A 20,556-nucleotide genomic window follows, 5' to 3' on the forward strand; every position below is an offset into this window, starting at 1 on the left:
GCCTCAGGGAAGTGAAAAAGTGGCAAACATATTTGATACTTGTGTTGATCATGTTGGTTTGGGGCTTTAACGTTCCTGCATTAAAGGTATTGGTGAGTGAATTTATGCCTGTAACGATTACTTCACTCCGCATCTTCACAGCAGGGATTACCGTATTTATCATTCTTGGTTTTATGAGGAAATTAAGAAAACCAACGGCTAAAGAGTTCTTGTTCATTATTTCAGGTGGCTTGTTGAATGTGGTCAGTCATCATTATTTTTTATCTGTTGGTTTAACAGGTACGTCGTCGACAAACGGTGGACTCATATTGGGAACCGGTCCGTTGTTGACTGCTTTAATGGCGACGATCCTCCTGCGGAACCGGCCTACAGTGATTAAAATCCTCGGGTTTCTGTCTGGTAGTGTCGGTGTCACAATCATTGTGTTGTCAGGCGGAGAGGGGTTAGCTGGACTTAAGACCGGGGATCTGTTTATCTTTATCTCCATCTTTTCACAGGCCTTAAGCTTCATTATCATCAGCCGGGCAGCCAAAACATTGGACCCTCGATTACTTACGGGGTATATGATGGTGTTTGGTTCCATTGTCTTGTTTGCGATTAGTTTGGTCACAGAGCCGGGAGCATTGAAAGAACTGAGAGGTGCCCCAAACTCCATATGGCTTCTATTCTTTGCTTCAGCCATATTAGCAACCGCAGTCGGGCATATGATCTACAATCACTCGATTGGAAAAATCGGTGCTGCCGAAACGTCGATTTTCCTTAATCTAAATACCTTCTTCTCTCTTGTTGGAGCAGCCCTATTCTTAAATGAAATCGTTACATATTATCATTTGATCGGGCTGATATTCATCGTACTTGGGGTAGTATGTGGATCCGGTACCCTTGAAGAGATCGTCATCAGAAGGAAACAAAAGCGATTCCTTGAAGGAAAACAGAGACATCAGATGTAGATGGCTCTGTTTTTTTTATGAATTTTTTTCTTAATTGGTGCTCACGTTCAGCATATATTTCGCCTGTTAAGCTCATACTGTAATAAACGATTTTCTCTAGGGTGGTCCAATGATATATATCTACAATGACTTTGGCGGAACTCATACAACATCCCTGGCAGCTGCCTATCATCTGCGTCTGTTAAAACCAACAGCCCTGACAAAGGAAGACATCCTTTCTGTTCCTTACTTCAATCAGCTAACGAAAAAAGAAGCGGGGCAAATACTCTATCGAGGGATGGATGAAGAGAATAATCCAGTGTATACGATTGGAAGGAGATCTTCTAGATATGTTGTTCCTGCAATGACGGACTTAAGTACCATCTTGATCAGGAGATATGGAAGTAATGAAAAAATCATTCTTTCCAATACCTCTCCCACGGTCCCGCCACTCATGACAGCAGGAGGTTTTTTGTCAAGAGAATTAGGGATCGATTGGATTGGCGTTCCTCTTCTCGTAAAGGGAGCACAGCAATGTCACCGGCTTATCGAGCAACTTGTCAAGGAAACGAAACAAGTGGCCAAATCCTCTCATGAACATGTGGTAGTTATAGAAAATAAAAAATATCAATATAAAATGGGAAAAAAGGATATATACTGGAAATAAATGTAGTATAATGAGTATATAATACTAGGGAAAAGGTTGGTCCTGCCGGATACGGGTCGAATCGAATAAATTCATACATAAAGGTAAAACTACAGTAAAACGGAGGTGTCGACATTGGAAGGTAAACCATTTCATTATGATGGCAGTCACCAAATCGCAACAGGGGAAGCACAAGAGAACACTCCATTTGAACTAACAGCTGAAATGAGAAAGAATATCGGGGGAAACCCTTTTGAAGCTTCCGCAGAGGAAGAGTAAGAAACGATTAAAACCTATGAACAATCGGATGTTGTCTATCGGACAGCATTCTTTTTTTGCTAAGATGATAAATCTTGAATAATTCCATTTTTTTCTCACAAAATAATACAGCGGAAAATATGAGTAAAGGATGGATGAAGAATGGCACAAGTACTATATATTACGGCACATCCCCATGATGATACTCAATCGTACAGCATGGCGGTAGCGAAAGCATTTATGGATACCTACAAAGAAGTGAATCCTGACGATCAAGTAGTTCACATTGATTTGTACCGTGAACATATTCCCCATATTGACGCTGATGTATTTAGTGGATGGGGGAAACTGCAAACTGGAAAAGGATTTGAGGAGCTTTCATCGGAAGAAAAGTCGAAAGTGAATCGTCTGAATGAGTTATCAGAACAATTTATTTCTGCAGATAAATATGTATTTGTTACACCAATGTGGAATTTTTCCTTCCCGCCTGTGATGAAAGCGTATATTGACTCTGTAGCAGTTGCCGGTAAGTCCTTTAAGTATACAGAGCAGGGACCGGTAGGATTACTGACAGACAAGAAAGCTATTCATATCCAGGCAAGAGGCGGGATTTACTCAGAAGGGCCTGCAGCCGGCATGGAAATGGGGCATCGTTATCTGGACATCATCATGCAATTTTTCGGTGTACCTTCCTTCGAGGGTGTATTTGTGGAGGGGCATGCAGCGATGCCTGATAAAGCCCAAGAGATCAAAGAAAATGCCATTGCAAGAGCGAAGGATGCTGCTCATACATTTTAAACAAAGGGAAGAGCCTGAACACATGTGTTCAGGCTCTCTTATTATACAATTGTAGGCTTCTCAATCTCATTTCCTTTCGGCTCAGGGACGAAGGCAAGTATGACAAGTCCGATGATAAAGAGGACGACGAGACTGAAAACACCGCTATTGGACTTGCCTGTCACTTGGGCGGTGACCGCCACTAACAATGGTCCGAGGATCGAGGCGAATTTACCGAAGATATTATAGAATCCAAAGAATTCATTGGCATTTTTCTTCGGAATTAATTTTGCAAAGTATGCCCGGCTCAATGCCTGGATGCCGCCTTGGGAAGAAGCAACGAGCATTGCAAGGATCCAGAAATCCATTGTAGTCTCCAGGAAATAAGCATAAATGCATACGATGATATAAACGAAAATTCCTACATACAACATCTTTTTCCCCGTGAATTTCTCTGCCAGCCTCCCGTAAAGGATAGCAAAAGGTCCAGCCACCACCTGAGTCACAAACAGGATGATCAAGAGATTAGTGGATGTGATTCCGAGATCCGTTCCGTATGCAGTGGACATCGTAATGATGGTGCCGACTCCGTCAATATAAAAGAAATAAGCAAGAAGAAACAAAAATAGTGCACGGTATTTCCTGATTTCTTTCATCGTTTTACCGAGACGCTTAAAGCTATTGGCGACGGGGTTCTTTTCACGCTCAATAAAGTAGCGCTGATGGACATTTTTTATTAAGGGGATGGCAAAGAGTCCCCACCATAAAGCGGTAATGATGAACGCGATTTTACTGGCGATGGTAACGGAGAAAGGAAGTACCCCATTTTGAGATAATATGATGATGGCGATGCTTAAGATAAACGGAATCGTGCTCCCGATGTACCCGAATCCAAATCCACGGGATGACACCCTGTTCATTCGCTCTTCTGTCGTTACATCAGTTAAAAAGGCATCATAGAAAACATTGGAACCAGCTGAACCTACCGCTGCCACTGTATAAAAAATTAACAAAAGCAGCCACTGATCACTTGGAACGAAAGCAAGCAGTGCAGTAAATGTAACACCGAGGGCAAAGAAGAAGGTAAAGAATTTCTTCTTGTAGCCTTCATAATCGGCAATCGTTCCCAGGATCGGACCGATCATAGCGAGGATAAAGGTGGCAATCGCAATGGTGTAGCCTAAATAAGCAGTGGAATTAGCGGCACTGACCCCTGCATTAGTAGCGGCAGCCTTATAAAATAGCGGAAAGACCGCTGTCGAAATGATAATGGAATACGCTGAGTTTGCCCAATCATAAAAGATCCAGCTATTTTCTTCTTTTGAGAAACGCTTCATTGTTTTTCCCCCTAAGGAAACAAAGTCTCTTCTTTATATATCCAACAAATCTTCGATCACTTTTCCATCTGTTGTACCCAGGCTAAGGCCGAGCAGGCGTGCTAGTGTTGGGCCTTCATCTACTAAATGCATAAAAGGAATTTCAACATTTGACTTGATCCCTCTTCCGGAAGCCATGAAGATGGTGGAGTAGTCTTCTTTATCAGGGGAATACCCGTGAGATCCATACGTATAACGTTTTTCCTCCACATCCTCCGGGGTGATGGTATGAATGAAGGATCCTGCTAAAGAATCTTTAAAGTAAAAACCGTGTCGTGCTTCGAGCATAAACGAACAATGTTCATCGGCTCCTTTTCTCCCTGCTTCTTCACCAGTGAGAATGGCTTCAATTCCGTTAGAAGGGTCACCTTGGAGCTCGAAAACAAGGGATTGCACAACTTCCATCGTTTTCTGATCCTTTGTGTACACGTAAGCCGATCCATCACAGCCTTTGCAATATGCTTTCCAATCGGTTACCTTTCCCCTGGCATTCATTGTGATTAACCCATTTTCCTTGAAAAGGACGTTCAATTGAATAGCCTTCGATTCATCCAATGCACTATGATCTCCAAGAGCAACAATGGTTGACTGATCATACATGCCGTTTTCCTTTAATGCCCGAATGATTTTCCCTAAACGGGCATCATGACGACGAATGGCAGCATGTGCTTCTTCTGAATAAAACCCATGATAATGACGCTGTGTATCAAGGTCGGTAAAGTGGACAAGCAATAGGTCTGGTTTCTTTTTGATCGTTGCAACCGTCGATTCAAGAACGAAATCATCAAGCTCCGGTTGATTCAGGCCATTACGGATGTGACCAAAGAGACGGTTCATGTGTAATTGATAGAGAGGGCTGCCATTGAACAGGGATACAAGAATTTGGTTATGCCACGAGCGATTGGCGAAAATCTCCGGCATGTTATAATCAATGTCCCCTTTGGCTGTAACAGGCCAGAGAAGAGAGGCAGTGGTCATCTGAGCTTTCTTTGCTTCGTCATATAAGGTGGTACCCTTAATAGCGCTTCGATGCCAATGCCAATCAGGAGAAATCCGACCTGGCTGAAGGAGAGTATTGTTTACAACACCATGCCGGTTAGGGAACTTACCGGTGACGATTGTTGCATGACAGGGATATGTCACAGAAGGGTAGATGGTCTCGACATTTTTGCAAAAGGATCCATGGGCAAGCAGTTCTTGAAAGTGGGGAAGATCCTTAATAATGGGGTAATCCAAAGCAGATAAACAATCGAAAGACATGACAATAAGGTAATCCGTAAGACGAGTCATAATGGCCTCCAGCTTTCGCATAGGATTGTACTATATACCTATTAATATAGCAGAACATTCAGAATAAAAATATGAAATTTCGATTATGCATGTTAATGAATCGTAATGACGGAGGTTTACATAAAAAACAGAGATGGTAAAACCCATCCCTGTGCATAGTTATGTTATCATTTAAATCTTCACCTTTTCCCCGATTCGACTATCTTTCTTCACATCCAGGTTACCTGAATATTCAACCGTATCAATGTCACAATTCTCACCGATCACAACATTTTTACCACGAACGAGTTTCGCCTTCGTGTTCTCAAGATACACCTCGTCACCTTCGATCAGTTCTGAAAATAAGCAATCTTCCTTTTGGAGAAAGAAGTTAACCACTTGTTTGATCAGTCCGTTCGAGTTGTGGTGTTTTACTTCAATCGTCTCGCCACCGATTTCTTTAATGGAGGATTCATGATTGATTTCAATTCGAATCCGGTCAGCGTTCAACAGCCCCTCGATATGGACCGAGCCGGAAGATGAAAAGGCTTCGACTTCACAATCTTTTTCAACCCTTAAAGAACCGCTTGCTTTAATCGATCCCCCTTGAATTTTTCCTCCAACCCTACATGATCCGCTTACCTTGAATGTCTTAAAGATAAGGTCTTTCGACACAATGCTTGATCCACTTGTGTTCATTTCTGCCGCCATCACTGAGCCATCATATTTGGAGCTTCCACTTGTTGTAATCGTTTCTGCTTTCGTATCACCTTTAATGGTGGAAGAACCGCTTGTTTTAATGTATCCCGCTTTTACGTCACCTGAAATCGTACCTGAACCTGAAATTTTTAGCTCGTGGCAGTCGATATCGCCAACGATTTTTCCGCTTCCACTAATCTTTACTGAATCAAATTTTCCTCCGCCGGACGTTCCGGATCCACTAATCTTCAAGTCATGCAGTTCTTTCTTTTCAATTGTATTCATTCTTTTCTCCTCCATTTCAGGGACGTTAAACCCCTTTTGAATTCGTTAACGTGATTTTCAATTCTTCCATCAACTGTTGTAAATCAAATTTCAATACGGTATGTGCTAAATGGTCAACAAGCAATTCGGAATGAAGAGGAAGGAGTACCCATATATATTCCTCCCCTTTACGAAGACCTACAAGTTCAAGGGAAGAATCTTTCAATGGAGTGAACTTCTCATGAAGAAAAAGGAATAAGGTTTGCAGTTCTTCTCTTGGGATTTGTATCCTTTTCGCCTTCTCAATGATCAACATATTTAATATATCAGGAAACTCAAATACCTTTCTTGCCGGTAGAAATGCTGTGCAGAAGGATAAGGTATGATCCGATAGAATGTTGTGCAAAGGTAATTCATCTGCACGGACTTCAATCTTAGTTGGATTTGGTGAAAAGAAATCGGATAGTTCATCCAGTGAATAATCATCCTTCATTTCTTTGATTGTATCGATTCGTGACAGCATTTTTTCCCTGGGAAAGAATGTTTCTTGACCCGTGAAGCTTGATTTCTTAATAAACCAACTCTCCGGAATAATGTTCTTTCGTTTCCAACGGTAAAGCTGGCCATACGAAATCCCGGTCAGTTCTAATACTTCCTTCTTAGAAATAAGATCTGTTTCCAATGAGGGGATCACCTCTTTTCTGTAACAAAACATTGTTACGATACTTAATGATCAGTTTAACAGAACATTGTTACGTTCGTAAAGGAGAATTCGTAATATTTACAAAAAGGCCTCCTCGAAACTATCCAATAAATGTTTAATTACGAGGATCAAGGGTACTAGAGAAACAGAAATGTTTTACATAGTAAACATTAATAATCGTTGAGAGGGATGAAAGAATGGGAGACGATCGTCGTACGAAAGTAAATGAGAATGGTAAGGATGAACAGCTTGAACAGTATCGAGTGGAGGATGAAGGTAAGCATCTTACAACCAATCAAGGATTGAAGGTGTCAGAAGATGAGTTTTCGTTGAAAGCTGGAGAACGCGGACCTACCTTAATGGAGGATTTCCACTTCCGCGAGAAGATGACTCACTTTGATCACGAGCGCATACCAGAACGAATTGTCCATGCACGAGGCTTTGCTGCACATGGAGAGTTTGAACTCTATGACTCCTTGAAAGAATACACCAGGGCTAAATTTCTTCAGGACACTTCAACGAGAACCCCTGTTTTTGTGCGTTTTTCAACTGTGGCGGGCTCCAAGGGTTCTGCCGAAACAGTACGTGATGCACGTGGATTTGCTACCAAATTTTATACAGAAGAAGGCAATTATGATCTTGTAGGAAACAACATTCCTGTGTTCTTCATTCAAGATGCGATCAAATTCCCGGATCTTGTTCATGCACTTAAACCGGAACCTCATAATGAAATGCCTCAGGCAGCTTCTGCCCACGATACGTTCTGGGATTTTGTAGCGAATAACCAGGAGTCCGCTCATATGATCATGTGGGCAATGTCCGATCGAGCGATTCCACGCAGTCTCCGTATGATGGAAGGATTCGGTGTTCATACATTCCGGCTGGTAAACGCGGAGGGGAAGGCGCATTTTGTGAAATTCCACTGGAAGCCGGTATTGGGAACTCACTCTCTCGTTTGGGATGAGGCTCAGAAGATCAACGGGAAAGACCCGGATTTCCACCGCCGTGATTTGTATGAGTCCATCGAAAATGGCGATTATCCAGAGTACGAGCTGGGAGTTCAGCTCATTAAGGAAGAAGATGAGTTTAACTTTGACTTTGATGTTCTTGATCCTACCAAGCTATGGCCGGAAGAAGAAGTTCCTGTGAAAATCGTTGGGAAAATGACCCTTAATCGGAATGTGGACAATGTGTTTGCAGAAACGGAGCAAGCGGCTTTCCATCCTGGTTCCGTTGTTCCCGGGATTGATTTCTCAAATGATCCGTTATTACAAGGACGCCTTTTCTCCTATACTGATACACAATTAATCCGCCTAGGTGGACCTAACTTCCATGAGCTCCCTATTAACCGACCGGTGTGCCCATTCCATAATAATCAGCGTGATGGATACGGCCGTCAAACGATTAACAAGGGTCAGGTGAGCTACCATAACAACTCACTTGCTAAAAATACACCAGCGCCTGCGAGTCAGGAAGAAGGAGGCTACACTCACTATCAGGAGAAAATGGAAGGGCGTAAAGTCCGCACAAGAAGTGAAAGCTTCAAAGATCACTTCTCACAAGCTACTCTTTTCTGGAATAGCATGAGTGAGCCTGAGAAAGAGCATATCATTCAAGCCTTCAGTTTCGAGCTTGGAAAAGTGAAGAGCAAATCGGTTCAACAGCAGGTAGTCGACATGTTTGCCAATGTAAGCCTGGATTTGGCAAAAGGTTTTGCAGAAGCGATAAGTGCGAAAGTTCCTAGGGGAGAAGGTTCAAAAGTAATCAAATCCTCTCCAGCCTTAAGCCAGGAAAATACGATCAAGAAACCTGCTACCCGTAAAGTAGGGGTCATCGTAGGAAACGGCTTTAAAGGAGAAGAGGTGAAAATGGTACTATCCGCTCTTAAAGAAGTTGGCACCCAGCCGGAAATCATCAGTGACAAGCTGGGGACGAGAATAGGGGATGACGGTACGGAGCTTGAAGTGGACCATACCTTCTTAACAGGGGAATCTGTAATATTTGATAGCCTTTACGTAGTAGGCGGAGAGAATGTAGATAAAAAGTTCTATCAAGATACAACCTACTTTGTCAAAGAAGCGTATTCTCACTTCAAACCGATCGGTGCAACCCATGAAGGGATACACTGGTTGGAAGAAGCAGGTGTCAGCGGCTCAGGTGTGGTAACTGGGGAAGACATGAAGTCATTTGCAAAAGAATTCACAGTAGCCATTGCAGAACACCGTCATTGGGATCGCGAATTAGTATAAGATTTAATAGGAAGACAGAGGAGTAATTCTCTCTCTTTTATTTGAGAAATGAGGCTGGGGCAAAATTGTTTTAGTCTAAGTAAAACCCGAACTAACTTGCTATAAAGGAGGCAAGAAAGTTCGGGTTTTTAATTTGTTCTTGTACATTTAGATATTAGGCGTTTTCCAGCGGTTGATTGAAGTGCAAGACGAAGACTCCTGCGGGGAGAGTAGCTTATGTGAGACCCCGCAGGCTTGCCGAGGAGGCTCACGGGCTACCCGCGGAAAGAGAAGTCTTGCACGGAAATCATTAGCGGTATTAAGAACCTACACTGAAATCGTTCTTATGTCGTGGTTATTTAGTTTTGTCTCAGCCTCTTTATATATATGGAGTCAAATCCATTTTTCCATCGTCCAAATCAATCACTTGATTCACTTCGTTATACCTACTAAACTCTTCACTCAACAGGCAAATCAGCGGATGAAAATGAAAAAATTCCCATAAACAAAAATCTTGAAAGTCAAAAAAGGTCAAAGTATACTATGTTTACAAGGTCAAAGAAAGTCAAAGTCAAACTTAGTTTAATTGAATACTTACGACACTGACCTTATCCATCATACAATCTGAAAAATATTTATATAAAAATTCAACCATAGGAGGTCATGTTTAATGAAATGCCAAGTATGTCAACACAACCAAGCAACAGTTGAAGTCTATAAGCAAGTGAATGGTCACAAGTCCAGTATGAAGATATGTTCAGCTTGCTTTCAAAAGCAGCAAACACCTTCTGGAATACATGGAGGATTTCCGTTTGATGAGTTGTTTAAAGGGATGAGCACGGGAGGAAACCCAAATCATGGTTTCCATAATCAGCAATCATCTCCTCAAACCAAAGGCGGAAATGTAGGAAATGGCGTTCTCGATCAGTTTGGACGCAATGTGACTGGAGCAGCTAAAGCTGGATTGATTGACCCTGTTATCGGGCGGGACAAAGAAGTGGACCGCGTCATTGAAATTTTGAATCGCCGTAATAAGAATAACCCGGTACTCATCGGTGAGCCCGGCGTGGGTAAAACGGCTATAGCTGAAGGGTTGGCCCTTAAAATCGTAGCAGGTGATGTTCCATCCAAGTTATTAAATAAAGAAGTGTATGTAATGGATGTTGCTTCACTAACTGCCGGTACAGGGGTTCGCGGTTCTTTTGAAGAACGTTTAAAAGCCATCATCAACGAACTTCAGAATAGACAAAACGTCATGTTATTTATTGATGAGATTCATCAATTAGTTGGAGCCGGTTCCGCTGAAGGCTCTATGGACGCCGGAAACATTCTAAAACCCGCTTTAGCCCGGGGTGAATTGCAAGTAATTGGGGCTACCACATTGAAGGAGTACCGCCAAATTGAAAAGGACGCAGCACTTGAGCGCCGTTTACAGCAGGTCATGGTCAATGAGCCGACACCTGAAGAAGCTATTGAAATCCTTAGAGGATTAAAAGATAAATATGAAGACTATCATGGAGTTGAGTTTACAGACGAGGCCATTGAGGCTTGTGTGAAACTATCCCATCGATATATTCAGGATCGATTCTTACCGGATAAGGCCATTGACTTAATGGATGAAGCAGGTTCTAAAGTAAATCTACAGTCAGAGGGTAAAGACAAGACTGCCCTTCTTAAAAAATTGAAAGATGTAAGAGAGAAGAAGGATCTGGCAACAAAAGAAGAGAACTATGAACAAGCCGCTATCCTTCGCGATCAAGAAGCAGAATTAGAAAGACAAGTTGGTGAAGGTGGATCAGACTCCAAAGCACTTGTAGAAAGAGAATTGATCCAGACGATCGTTGAATCGAAAACGGGTATTCCTGTTGGGAAGCTGCAAAGTGATGATCGGAAACGAATGAAAGCACTGGAAGAAAACCTGGCGGGTAAAGTAATTGGACAGGAAGAAGCAGTGAGAAAAGTAGCGAAAGCGATCCGCCGCAGCCGTGCAGGATTGAAAGCGAAGCATCGTCCAATTGGTACTTTCCTCTTTGTAGGACCAACAGGTGTAGGTAAAACAGAATTAACGAAAACACTGGCAGAAGAGTTATTCGGATCTAAGGATTCGATGCTTCGATTAGACATGAGTGAGTACATGGAAAAACACTCAGTATCTAAACTGATCGGTTCACCTCCAGGCTATGTAGGACATGAGGAATCCGGGCAATTGACTGAAAAGGTAAGAAGGAACCCTTATTCGATCATTCTCCTGGATGAAATCGAGAAAGCCCATCCGGATGTTCAGCACATGTTCTTGCAAATTCTTGAAGATGGACGACTTACAGACAGTCAGGGAAGAACGGTCAGCTTTAAAGAGACTGTGATTATCATGACAAGTAACGCAGGTGTGACGGACAAGAAGGAAGCAGTGGTCGGTTTTAATACAGGGGGTACAGATGCGATTAAAGAAACGAATATTCTTCAATCACTCGGTGCCTACTTTAAGCCGGAGTTCCTGAACCGTTTTGACAGCATCATTGAATTTGAATCTCTTGAAAGAGAAGAGCTTCTTCAAATTCTTGATCTAATGCTGGTCGAGTTGCAAGTTGAACTTGAAGAGCAGGGGATTACTGTAACCATTGACGAAGATGCGAAGAGTAAACTCGTTGAGCTGGGATATCATCCTGATTTCGGTGCACGCCCATTACGTCGTGTGATCCAGGAAAGAGTGGAAGATAAAATCGCTGATTTACTTCTTGATGAAGATGGCATAACGGACGTAGTCATTTCACTCGAAAACGATGAGATCATCGTCAAATAAGAAAAGAAGCATCCTTTATGAACTGTAACCCGAATAATGGTCACTTATAAAAAAGTGCCCCGTTATTCGGGTTCTTTCTGTTTCTAGAAATAAAACCCGTTTATAATGAAACAAAGACAATGAACGGAGTGAGCGAGTGAGTAATCGTATATTCACAGAAATGGAAATGAAGCAGCTTGAGAATAACCCAAATGTGTTACGTGTATCAGACCGTACTATCAGCTATCAACCTGCATTTAAACAGATCGCTATCGAAGAATATCAGAAAGGAAAGTTTCCTAGCCAAATTTTTGAGGAACATGGATTTGATGTCGCCATTATTGGCAAAGATCAACCCAAACGCTCGTTAAAAAGGTGGCGTGAAACCTTTGAGAAGTATGGAAAAGCAGGATTAGAAGGGGAACGAAGAGGCAAGGGAAGCCAAGGACGACCTACAAAACGAGAGCTTTCAACTGAAGAAAAGCTTAAGAAAGCCGAAGCACGGATCAACTACTTAGAGGCTGAGAATGAATTCTTAAAAAAGCTAGAAGAACTCGAAAGCCAGGCGTTGAAGAAGAAAAAATAGCTCCACAAGAGGTCTATACGCTCATCGAGCACGTGATAAACAAGTATGGATTAAAGAACGTGGTCTCCTATTTATGCACCGTTATCGGGGTGAGCCGAAGTGGTTATTATGCCTGGTTAAAGTGTAAGGCTAAAAAAGAATGGAAAAATGCGAAAGATGAACAAGATGTCACATTAATTCGGTCTATCTTTCAACGGGAAGATGAAAAAGTAGGCGCCCTTCAAATCAAAATGTTTTTAGAGAATGATTACGATGTCATCATGAATCATAAAAAAATCAGAAGGTTAATGAAAAAGTTTCACCTTGTGACGAAAATTAGAAGAGCAAATCCCTATAAGCGAATGATGAAAGCGACCCAGGAGCACCGGACGTGTCCAAACCTACTCAACCGTGAATTCAAACAGGAAAAGCCTGGCCTCGTCTTCTTAACAGACATTACCTATATTTATTATGGTAAAGGTCAAAAAGCTTATCTTTCTTGCGTAAAAGATAGCACAACAAATGAAATTGTAGCTCACCATGTTTCCACGTCGCTTGGAATGGACTTGGTTTATCGTACCTTAGAAAAGCTCAAGGTCTCTCAAAATGGTTTCCACCCTAGGTCCTTAATTCATTCAGATCAGGGTTTTCATTACTCTCATCCCTATTTTCAACAGAAAGTAAAGGAAGCTGGACTTCAACAATCCATGTCGAGAAAGGGAAACTGTTGGGATAACGCTCCAATGGAGTCATTCTTTGGCCATTTTAAAGATCATGTTAATCACAAAGCATGTAGGAATTTGAATGAACTGAAAGAGAAAGTAGATGCCTATATCCAACGCCATCAAAGGTATCAATGGGGATTAAATAAAATGACCCCGGTTCAATACCGAGGTCATTTACTAACAGCATAGGCCCTTTTTATAAACTGTCCATATTATAGGTTACAGTCCATTAATGGGTGCTTCTTTTTCTATTCTTTCCTCTTTAAAAAAGCGATAAATACTGCCATAGCGAAATAAACCCCCAAAACCAAGACAATAAAAACAGGTGTAGGAAAAGAAATCATAGAAACACCCTCACTTTAAATCATGGAACGATGGATGGAATATCAATAAAAGGATAGCGATAATTGGAACAGATAATATGATGGCAAGTAAAGGCCTTTTATGGTGTAATCCTAAGATTGAAAACATGATGAAATTAAAAATGGCAGACCATCCTAAATTCCAGCCATTTTCATAAAGAAACAGTCCTTTTTTATGAAATATGTATTCCAATAACGTGAAGTAAGAAATCCAACAGGCAAGATATAGCCATTTCTTTTTTCTATATGGAAAATAACGAAGAAAGATCATGATGACTACAGGAATGATAAGAAAAGTGAAAACGAGATCAATAAATGTATGATTAAGCCAGTCTACAGTAACAGCTTTATATTCCCAAAGTGTGTGGTTATAAAAGATCACATTGTATGTAAGATTACAAATAATATAATATTGGACCGTTGGATAATAATCCTTCCAGCGTTTCCAATCAACAAAGAGCTTTGCGAATATCAAATAAACAACCACTACCAGTAATAGATACATTCGGGTACAATCCTTGTTTTTATTAGTCAGTATGGACGTAACGTAAAAAGAATAGACATTCTGGACAGATAAAGTGCCTGATTCACATTGAATCAGGCACTTTAATTGGAGTATCTATTCCATTTCTGACAGCACTTTATCAATCGCTTGGGCAACCCCATGATCTGTATTGATGCCGGTGACCCAGTCAGCGGCTTTTTTCACAGTTTCCTGTGCGTTCCCCATAGCCACTCCGAAACCGGCTTCACGAATCATAGCTATATCATTCATACTGTCCCCGACCGCCATGACTTGTTCCATGGACAGGTCCAGCCATTTGCATACTTTCACCAATGCCGCTGCCTTATTGACCCCTGCAGGATTGATTTCAATATTCGTCGGCGAAGAATTTGTGATTTCCAGTGCTTCATTTTTCAACAGTTCGTCCATCATGACTTTCCGGACGTCATCGTCCTGAATATCGAAACCAAACTTCAACCAGTTATAGGTATCGATCTCTTGATCAAAAGGCTTGTTCGTATTGAAAAGTCCTTGGGAAGTAGAAGACCAGAAGTAGACACCATGCTCTTCCTTTAATTTCCAAAGTTGTTTCACAAGAGCAAGATCAAGTGGGATGCTGTCTACTAGATTGTATTCATGATCGTAAATTTCCCCGCCATTCACGGTCACCAGATAAGATGAACGTCCAAGCTCATCTGAAATATCCCGGCATGTGGGAAGGGAGCGGCCAGTACTTAACACCACATGAATACCTTTCTCCTTCGCACGCTGAATGGCTTGTGCGTTTTCAGGAGATACTTCTCCTTCGTGATTGACCAGTGTTCCATCCATATCCAAGGCAATTAATCTTATATCCATTATACCTATCACGTCCTTCTATTAATTCATATCCAGTGTAATATAATTCGAGCAAATCTTCTAGAAAGCCGACTTGATGAAGGTATTATTTCCTAGGTACTGTACTTCATATTACAATAGAAATGAGTTTATATTTGAGAGGAAGAGAACAATAGAGTCTACATATGAAAAGGGTGAGTGAATTAGCATGAAACCTTTTACAGAACGAGTGGTGAAAATCATACAGAGCATTCCTTCTGGAAAAGTGATGACGTACGGTCAAATCGCTTTATTGGCAGGTAGTCCAAGAGCTGCCAGGCAGGTCGTACGGATTCTTCATTCCATGAGTGAAAAGTATAAACTTCCCTGGCACCGGGTTTTGAATAGCAAAGGGGAAATTGGCTTCCAGGATGAAGAGCATGCAATGACCCAAAGGCTATGTTTGGAAGCTGAGGGGATTCATTTTATAGGGAAGAATCGGATTAGGTTAGAGGAGTATCAGTATTTGTCTGAACACCTACATTGATTGTAAAAAAGGTAACCTATATTTCAAGGTTACCTTTTTTTGTTAATTCAGCTGTCCATTCCTAAGTCTCTTCAGCCAACGTTTTTGTCGGGAGCTGATGAACAAATAATTAACTAAACTTAATCCAGATACCACGAAACTACCTTGCCAAATGAAATCCGCATCGAACCCTAATCCTGTGAAGACGCCAACGCCACTGAAGAGTAGAAGGATGAATGCCTGCTTCTTTTGGTTTTCAAATACCATAAACTGAAACTCATTTTGCTGATGATGGTCCTTTTGTTCAAGCACTTTTTCTGGTACATCCAACAACTGTTGGATTTTCTGAACGGCCTGAAAGAGAGGTTGGGCACTGACCCATTTCATAAGGAGCTCCCACTTGTTTGTGTTACTCTCTTTTACCCAATCTATGAAGGCAGGTTTGACCACATCGAGGGTTTCTTCATCGGGGCTCAATGTATGAACAAGTCCTTCTATTGTTGCAAAAGACCGACCTAAAAAGATGAAACGGGTAGGCACTTGTACAGGTAATGATTTCACCATATCATTTATTTCTTTCTTCACGGTTAGCAGATCCATCTGTTTGAACTGCTCCATATCGAGTGTGACAAATTCCTTCAGCACGGGTTCGATCGTTTTTGGACTTGCATCAGGAAGCAAGAAACCTAATTGAGCCAGCGCTTCTGCTGCTTTCCGGAAATTCTTTAGAAGGATTCCCTCCAGAAGATCTTGAAAGTGAGTGGAATCCCTCTTGGAAATTTCCCCGATCATTCCGTAATCCAGGAGAACGAAGGTACCATCCGGCTGAAGAAGTATATTCCCTGCATGTGGGTCGGCATGGAAAAATCCCGGCTCGAGCCATTGGGGAAGGAAGAGGCGAAACAATTCCTGAGCTAGCTTCTGCCTGTTCAATCCATACGATTCAAATGCTTTTTTGTCATTCAATCTTACGCCATCCACCCACTCCATCACCAATACTTTATCTGTGCAAAGTTCAGGATACATAGCAGGAACCTTCACGTTAGGATGGTCCTTGAACCGTTGTTTGAATGAAATAGCGGTGTTCATTTCTTTTGAAAAGTCGAGCTCTTGTTCGATGACTTGCTTAAGTTCCTGATAAAGCATTTTAAAATCAATGAACCCCTTGGGAACTGGAGCGAAACGTCGGGCGAACCAAATAATGATGGCAAGGGAGCGGAAATCCGTCTTTACCAGGGAAGGAATCTCAGGGCGCTGCACCTTTATAGCCGCTTGGGTACCATCTAACAACGTCGCCTTGTAAACTTCTCCTATTGAAGCTGAAGCAACAGCCTCTGATACGATGGCCTGTACCTTAGTAGTCACCGAGCTGTCCCATTCACGTTCCAGAACCTTTTCAATCTCCTTCCATGGTGAAGGAGGAACGTGATCGACTAAATCCTGAATTTGATTGATAAATCCTCTCGGAAGCAAATCCTCACGTATACTAAGGAGTTGGCCAACCTTGATCAAAACGCCATTTAAATCAAATAAAGTTTCTTTAAACTCTTTTCCAATGCGTTCCCAGAGCTTCTCTTTCTCCCATTGGGACTTACCGCGGATACGGTACCAATAGACTCTCACCACTATGGAAAGCGCCAGTGATAATACCTTCCACATTCTCCAAAGCTTCTTCTCTGATTTCATCGTTTCATCCCCCGTAACTGGACTGTCTAGTTCTATTATGTAATACGGATAAAGAAGAAGAAAGTTTCTCTACCTTTTCATCAAAATATTTCATTTCTTATTGGGGTTTTATGGTGATATATACACAATTCTATATTTTGCAAAATATCAATAAAAGAATTCTAACGATACCAAAGTTTGTGAATCTCATAATGAGGGGGATTTAATACAATTCATCGTGAAAGAGATAACCAGTTAGTAACAGAGCGGCAAAAGATGAAATTCCCTTGAAAGATACTGGGAATTCATTTCTGCTAAAAAACTATAAGAAAAAAACAATACACTTACCGTTTTTGACACCTTTGTGAACTGCTTAAAAGCCTATTGCAATAAGGATGGAGAAGGGGTATATTATAAGTGTAAAGAACATGTGAAACATTTCACAAATAAAGCAACTATCGTATCAAAACCATCACAAACTTTATCAACTATTTTTTTAATCACTATTGTGAAATAATTCACAATAAAAATCCAAAAGGAGATGATCCATCATGAGATGGTGGGAAAATCAAAAGGTGAGCATGGTTTGGGCAGTGATCAGAATTTGGTTGGGCATTCAGTGGCTGGAAGCGGGTTGGCATAAGGTGAACGATGGTTTTGATGCAAGCGGCTTCTTGCAAGGAGCATTGGCTAAGGCGACAGGAGATAATCCAGCCGTTCAAGGGTGGTACGCAGAATTCCTAAAAGGGTTCGCAATACCGAATGTCGATTTATTCAATATCTTGATTCCTTGGGGAGAAATGCTGGTAGGTGTTGGCTTGATTGTCGGATTCATGACAATACCGGCGCTACTCGCAGGTGCCTTCATGAACTTAAATTTCTTATTAGCGGGAACAGTGAGCACGAATCCAGTTCTCTACACAGTTGCCATCATCCTTCTTTTTGCCGGTAGAGGGGCTTTCTGTTGGGGAGCTGACCGCTGGGTGATCCCATACATGAAACATATGGTTCTTCCTAAAGGCAAACAGCATAAAAAGCCTATGCTGGTGTGATAGTACGTCTAATTAAAACCACCCATGCTGTTCGCTCATGGGTGGTTTCTTAATGAATTCCTCGTGACCTATCTTTTTTTACCTACCGGGATTGCTCTATTGGTTTTTCTTCACTCGTACTCGCTGGTTAGCAGCATTGGCGCGAGCTTGTGCTTCCATATCAGCCTGGTCGGCAAGTTCACGTGAGAACTCTTCGTCAACACCGTCAGATTTGAGCTGAGCGGGTGTTTGAGGCAAGCTGTTTTTGTTTCCTCGTTTCCTATTTCCGCGTGATCTGCCCAATATGAACATCCCCTTTTCAGTTGGTTAAAAAATAAAGGTACAGACTAAGGAGTCTGTACCTTTATTCTTCTTCAAAGTAAGTGTTTTTAGTTAGGTAATAATTGTCTATCTATGGGTTTTGGAGCTGAAGCCGCCTGCGCGATCAGCTGCTTTGAATTCTCGTGAATACTTTACTTCCTGTGCACTGGATAGAACCGATTTGGTTTTGTCTTTCTTTTTCTTATTATCCATTCGTATGTACATCCCTTCTTTTCAAGATTAGTTCTATTTTTGCCTTGAAAGGAAGGGGGCATACGTGTGATTTAATGATAAATGTCAATCAGTGCACTTTTTAATTCAGGGTATTCAAATTGAAAACCGTTTTCTGAAAGGACACTCGGAAGTACTTTTTGGCCTTCTAGCACTAAGGCGCTCATTTCACCCATTGCTACTTTTAAAGCAAGGGAAGGGGCAGGAATCCAGTGTGGCCTGCCAAGTACGGCGCCGAGGGTTTTCCCAAACTCTCTCATGGTAACGGGAGAAGGTGCTGTCACATTCACCGGTCCCGAGATGGATTCTGTTTCAGCAATGAAATGCACCGCTCTTGCGATGTCTTTTATATGGACCCACGACAACCATTGGTCCCCGGAACCAACCCTTCCTCCCAAAAACATTTTATAAGGAAGAGCGATTCGGGGGAGGGCTCCTTCGTCTTTCCCGAGAATAATTCCAAAACGTGCATATGCAACCCGGATGCCCAGCTGATTCGCCTTGCTCGCTTCTTTTTCCCATATTTGAACGGTTTCTCCTAAAAAGTGGTCTGCCGTTTCCGTTGAGGCTTCCGTATATGTCTTCGTTCTTGAAGAAGGATAGTAGCCGATTGCACTTGCGTTAATAAGACACGCCGGTTTCTCTTTCAGTGCCTTAATAATGTTCATTACCTCTTGAGTTGAATTGATCCGGCTATTGATGATTCGTTTCTTACGCTCATCCGTCCAACGGCCGCTGTTGATGGATTCCCCTGCAAAATTAATGAAGGCTTGGATTCCTTCGAGGTCCTCTTCGGGTTTCGCCCCGTCGGATAGCCAGTTTACGTAGGTAACACCTGAACGATTGTCGTATTTATCTGGATTTCGAGTAAGTATCATGACTTCGTGATGGTGTTCGAGAAGTTCCTCCGTCAGAGCCTGCCCGACAAAACCCGTACCACCTGTTATAGCGATCTTCATCATCATCCCTCCAATACTTATTATTTTACCTATCTACAGAATAAAAAACATATGCTGAATGTGTTAGGATTACTATGAGGTGGAAAAAATGGGTAAGATTACGAAAATAACGAAGCAAGTAAAGAACGATGAGCGTTACAATTTATTTATAGATGGAAAATATGCCTTCAGTGTCGATGAAGCAGTACTGGCGAAGTTCCAGCTTAGAAAAGGCTTGGAAGTGGATGAGCTTGAGATTTCGGAGCTTCAATACGAAGACGATGTGAAAAAAGCATTCAATAAAGCCATTCAGTATTTAGCCTATCGCATGCGTACGGAAAAAGAAATCAGGGACCATTTACAAGAAGGTGATCCTGAAGATGGCGTCATACAGGAAGTGATTCATAAATTAAATGATATTAAATACATCAATGATTTAGAATTCGCTCAAGCATTTGTCGGGACTCACATGAATACCTCTGATAAGGGGCCGACCTGGATTCGGGGGGAATTAAGGAGAAAAGGGGTGGATGACTCTTATATCGAAGAGGCTCTTGCTCCATTTACCGAAGAAAAGCAGGTGGATAAAGCGGTAGGTCTCACCGAAAAACTCCTTCAAAAATACCGGAAAGATTCAAAGATGATCGCCAAGCAAAAAATTGAGCAGAATTTGATGCGAAAAGGATATCCGGGTTCTGTCATGAAAATTGTCTGGGAGATAGTAGAATCTGATCGGGATGACGATGAAAAATGGGATGCCGTCTATCACCAAGGATTAAAGGCTCATAGAAAGCTGAGTTCAAAGTATGAGGGATACGAGTATGTCCAGAAAATGAAACAGGCCTTGTATCGAAAAGGTTTCTCTATGGAGGACATCGAAAGACTTTTGGAAGAACTAAAAGAAATCGAAGAATGATTTGATGTTTTCAAGATAGATTGAACT

At 41.8% G+C, this 20,556-nt stretch carries 20 protein-coding genes; 10 read left to right on the forward strand and 10 right to left on the reverse strand.

Going from position 1 to position 20,556, the window contains the following annotated elements; all coding sequences use genetic code 11:
* Positions 1 to 11 precede the first annotated feature (11 nt).
* The 4 genes from ACYH0O_RS07055 (at position 12) to ACYH0O_RS07070 (ending at position 2,631) form a co-directional block, all read left to right on the forward strand.
* On the forward strand, positions 12 to 950 hold the full coding sequence (locus ACYH0O_RS07055; RefSeq protein ID WP_482631769.1) for a DMT family transporter: 939 nt from the start codon (positions 12 to 14) through the stop codon (positions 948 to 950).
* A 109-nt stretch (positions 951 to 1,059) separates the two neighbouring features.
* A complete protein-coding gene (locus ACYH0O_RS07060) occupies positions 1,060 to 1,596 on the forward strand; it encodes a DUF3189 family protein (RefSeq protein ID WP_482631770.1) in 537 nt (178 codons plus the stop codon).
* Positions 1,597 to 1,710: 114 nt separating this feature from the next.
* Complete coding sequence (locus tag ACYH0O_RS07065; protein ID WP_482631771.1) at positions 1,711 to 1,854, forward strand: hypothetical protein; 144 nt, start codon at positions 1,711 to 1,713, stop codon at positions 1,852 to 1,854.
* Positions 1,855 to 1,995: 141 nt separating this feature from the next.
* The gene (locus ACYH0O_RS07070; RefSeq protein WP_482631772.1) at positions 1,996 to 2,631 is read left to right on the forward strand and encodes an FMN-dependent NADH-azoreductase; all 636 of its coding nucleotides are present in this window, start codon (positions 1,996 to 1,998) and stop codon (positions 2,629 to 2,631) included.
* Positions 2,632 to 2,672: 41 nt separating this feature from the next.
* On the opposite strand, the gene ACYH0O_RS07075 is transcribed toward ACYH0O_RS07070, so the two are convergent.
* The 4 genes from ACYH0O_RS07075 to ACYH0O_RS07090 form a co-directional block, all read right to left on the reverse strand.
* Positions 2,673 to 3,947: an MFS transporter gene (locus ACYH0O_RS07075; RefSeq protein ID WP_482631773.1), complete on the reverse strand. Its 1,275-nt coding sequence runs from the start codon at positions 3,945 to 3,947 to the stop codon at positions 2,673 to 2,675.
* A gap of 33 nt (positions 3,948 to 3,980) precedes the next feature.
* Positions 3,981 to 5,276 (reverse strand): alkaline phosphatase family protein, encoded by a 1,296-nt coding sequence (locus ACYH0O_RS07080; RefSeq protein ID WP_482631774.1) that lies wholly within the window; start codon positions 5,274 to 5,276, stop codon positions 3,981 to 3,983.
* A 171-nt stretch (positions 5,277 to 5,447) separates the two neighbouring features.
* Positions 5,448 to 6,239, reverse strand: coding sequence for a polymer-forming cytoskeletal protein (locus ACYH0O_RS07085; RefSeq protein WP_482631775.1), 792 nt, complete (start codon positions 6,237 to 6,239; stop codon positions 5,448 to 5,450).
* Between the two features lie 25 nt (positions 6,240 to 6,264).
* Positions 6,265 to 6,900 carry a DUF4004 family protein gene (locus ACYH0O_RS07090; protein WP_482631776.1) on the reverse strand — a complete coding sequence of 212 codons (636 nt, stop codon included), beginning with the start codon at positions 6,898 to 6,900 and terminating at the stop codon, positions 6,265 to 6,267.
* Between the two features lie 218 nt (positions 6,901 to 7,118).
* Here ACYH0O_RS07090 and ACYH0O_RS07095 point away from each other — a divergent pair, with 218 nt between their 5' ends.
* The 3 genes from ACYH0O_RS07095 to ACYH0O_RS07105 all read left to right on the forward strand — a co-directional run bounded on the left by ACYH0O_RS07095 (position 7,119) and on the right by ACYH0O_RS07105 (position 13,407).
* Positions 7,119 to 9,170 (forward strand): catalase, encoded by a 2,052-nt coding sequence (locus ACYH0O_RS07095; protein ID WP_482631777.1) that lies wholly within the window; start codon positions 7,119 to 7,121, stop codon positions 9,168 to 9,170.
* Positions 9,171 to 9,819: 649 nt separating this feature from the next.
* Positions 9,820 to 11,949, forward strand: coding sequence for an ATP-dependent Clp protease ATP-binding subunit (locus ACYH0O_RS07100; protein WP_482631778.1), 2,130 nt, complete (start codon positions 9,820 to 9,822; stop codon positions 11,947 to 11,949).
* Positions 11,950 to 12,085: 136 nt separating this feature from the next.
* A protein-coding gene (locus ACYH0O_RS07105; RefSeq protein ID WP_482631779.1) for an IS3 family transposase occupies positions 12,086 to 13,407 on the forward strand; the annotation gives its coding sequence in 2 pieces (ribosomal slippage) (positions 12,086 to 12,458 and positions 12,458 to 13,407; 1,323 coding nt in all).
* A 165-nt stretch (positions 13,408 to 13,572) separates the two neighbouring features.
* Here the strand turns inward: ACYH0O_RS07105 and ACYH0O_RS07110 are convergent.
* Together ACYH0O_RS07110 and ACYH0O_RS07115 are read right to left on the reverse strand one after the other, a co-directional pair.
* Positions 13,573 to 14,085: a CBO0543 family protein gene (locus tag ACYH0O_RS07110; protein WP_482631780.1), complete on the reverse strand. Its 513-nt coding sequence runs from the start codon at positions 14,083 to 14,085 to the stop codon at positions 13,573 to 13,575.
* Positions 14,086 to 14,199: 114 nt separating this feature from the next.
* Entirely contained in the window at positions 14,200 to 14,943 is a 744-nt protein-coding gene (locus ACYH0O_RS07115; protein ID WP_149157460.1) for a Cof-type HAD-IIB family hydrolase, read from the reverse strand.
* Between the two features lie 187 nt (positions 14,944 to 15,130).
* Here ACYH0O_RS07115 and ACYH0O_RS07120 point away from each other — a divergent pair, with 187 nt between their 5' ends.
* Positions 15,131 to 15,448 (forward strand): MGMT family protein, encoded by a 318-nt coding sequence (locus ACYH0O_RS07120; RefSeq protein WP_482631781.1) that lies wholly within the window; start codon positions 15,131 to 15,133, stop codon positions 15,446 to 15,448.
* 42 nt (positions 15,449 to 15,490) lie between these two features.
* Here the strand turns inward: ACYH0O_RS07120 and ACYH0O_RS07125 are convergent, their stop codons facing one another.
* Positions 15,491 to 17,113 carry an ABC1 kinase family protein gene (locus ACYH0O_RS07125; RefSeq protein ID WP_482631782.1) on the reverse strand — a complete coding sequence of 541 codons (1,623 nt, stop codon included), beginning with the start codon at positions 17,111 to 17,113 and terminating at the stop codon, positions 15,491 to 15,493.
* A 530-nt stretch (positions 17,114 to 17,643) separates the two neighbouring features.
* On the opposite strand from ACYH0O_RS07125, the gene ACYH0O_RS07130 reads away from it, so the two are divergent.
* On the forward strand, positions 17,644 to 18,144 hold the full coding sequence (locus ACYH0O_RS07130) for a DoxX family protein (RefSeq protein ID WP_482631783.1): 501 nt from the start codon (positions 17,644 to 17,646) through the stop codon (positions 18,142 to 18,144).
* Positions 18,145 to 18,240: 96 nt separating this feature from the next.
* On the opposite strand, the gene ACYH0O_RS07135 is transcribed toward ACYH0O_RS07130, so the two are convergent.
* The 3 genes from ACYH0O_RS07135 to ACYH0O_RS07145 form a co-directional block, all read right to left on the reverse strand.
* On the reverse strand, positions 18,241 to 18,426 hold the full coding sequence (locus ACYH0O_RS07135; RefSeq protein WP_482631784.1) for a YfhD family protein: 186 nt from the start codon (positions 18,424 to 18,426) through the stop codon (positions 18,241 to 18,243).
* A gap of 105 nt (positions 18,427 to 18,531) precedes the next feature.
* On the reverse strand, positions 18,532 to 18,657 hold the full coding sequence (locus ACYH0O_RS07140; RefSeq protein ID WP_482631785.1) for a YfhE family protein: 126 nt from the start codon (positions 18,655 to 18,657) through the stop codon (positions 18,532 to 18,534).
* Between the two features lie 71 nt (positions 18,658 to 18,728).
* A complete protein-coding gene (locus ACYH0O_RS07145; RefSeq protein ID WP_482631786.1) occupies positions 18,729 to 19,634 on the reverse strand; it encodes a TIGR01777 family oxidoreductase in 906 nt (301 codons plus the stop codon).
* Between the two features lie 88 nt (positions 19,635 to 19,722).
* Between ACYH0O_RS07145 and recX the strand changes: the two genes are divergently transcribed.
* A complete protein-coding gene (gene recX / locus ACYH0O_RS07150) occupies positions 19,723 to 20,529 on the forward strand; it encodes a recombination regulator RecX (protein WP_482631787.1) in 807 nt (268 codons plus the stop codon).
* The last annotated feature ends 27 nt before the right edge of the window (positions 20,530 to 20,556 follow it).

It is taken from the genome of Rossellomorea sp. H136, from assembly GCF_056838065.1.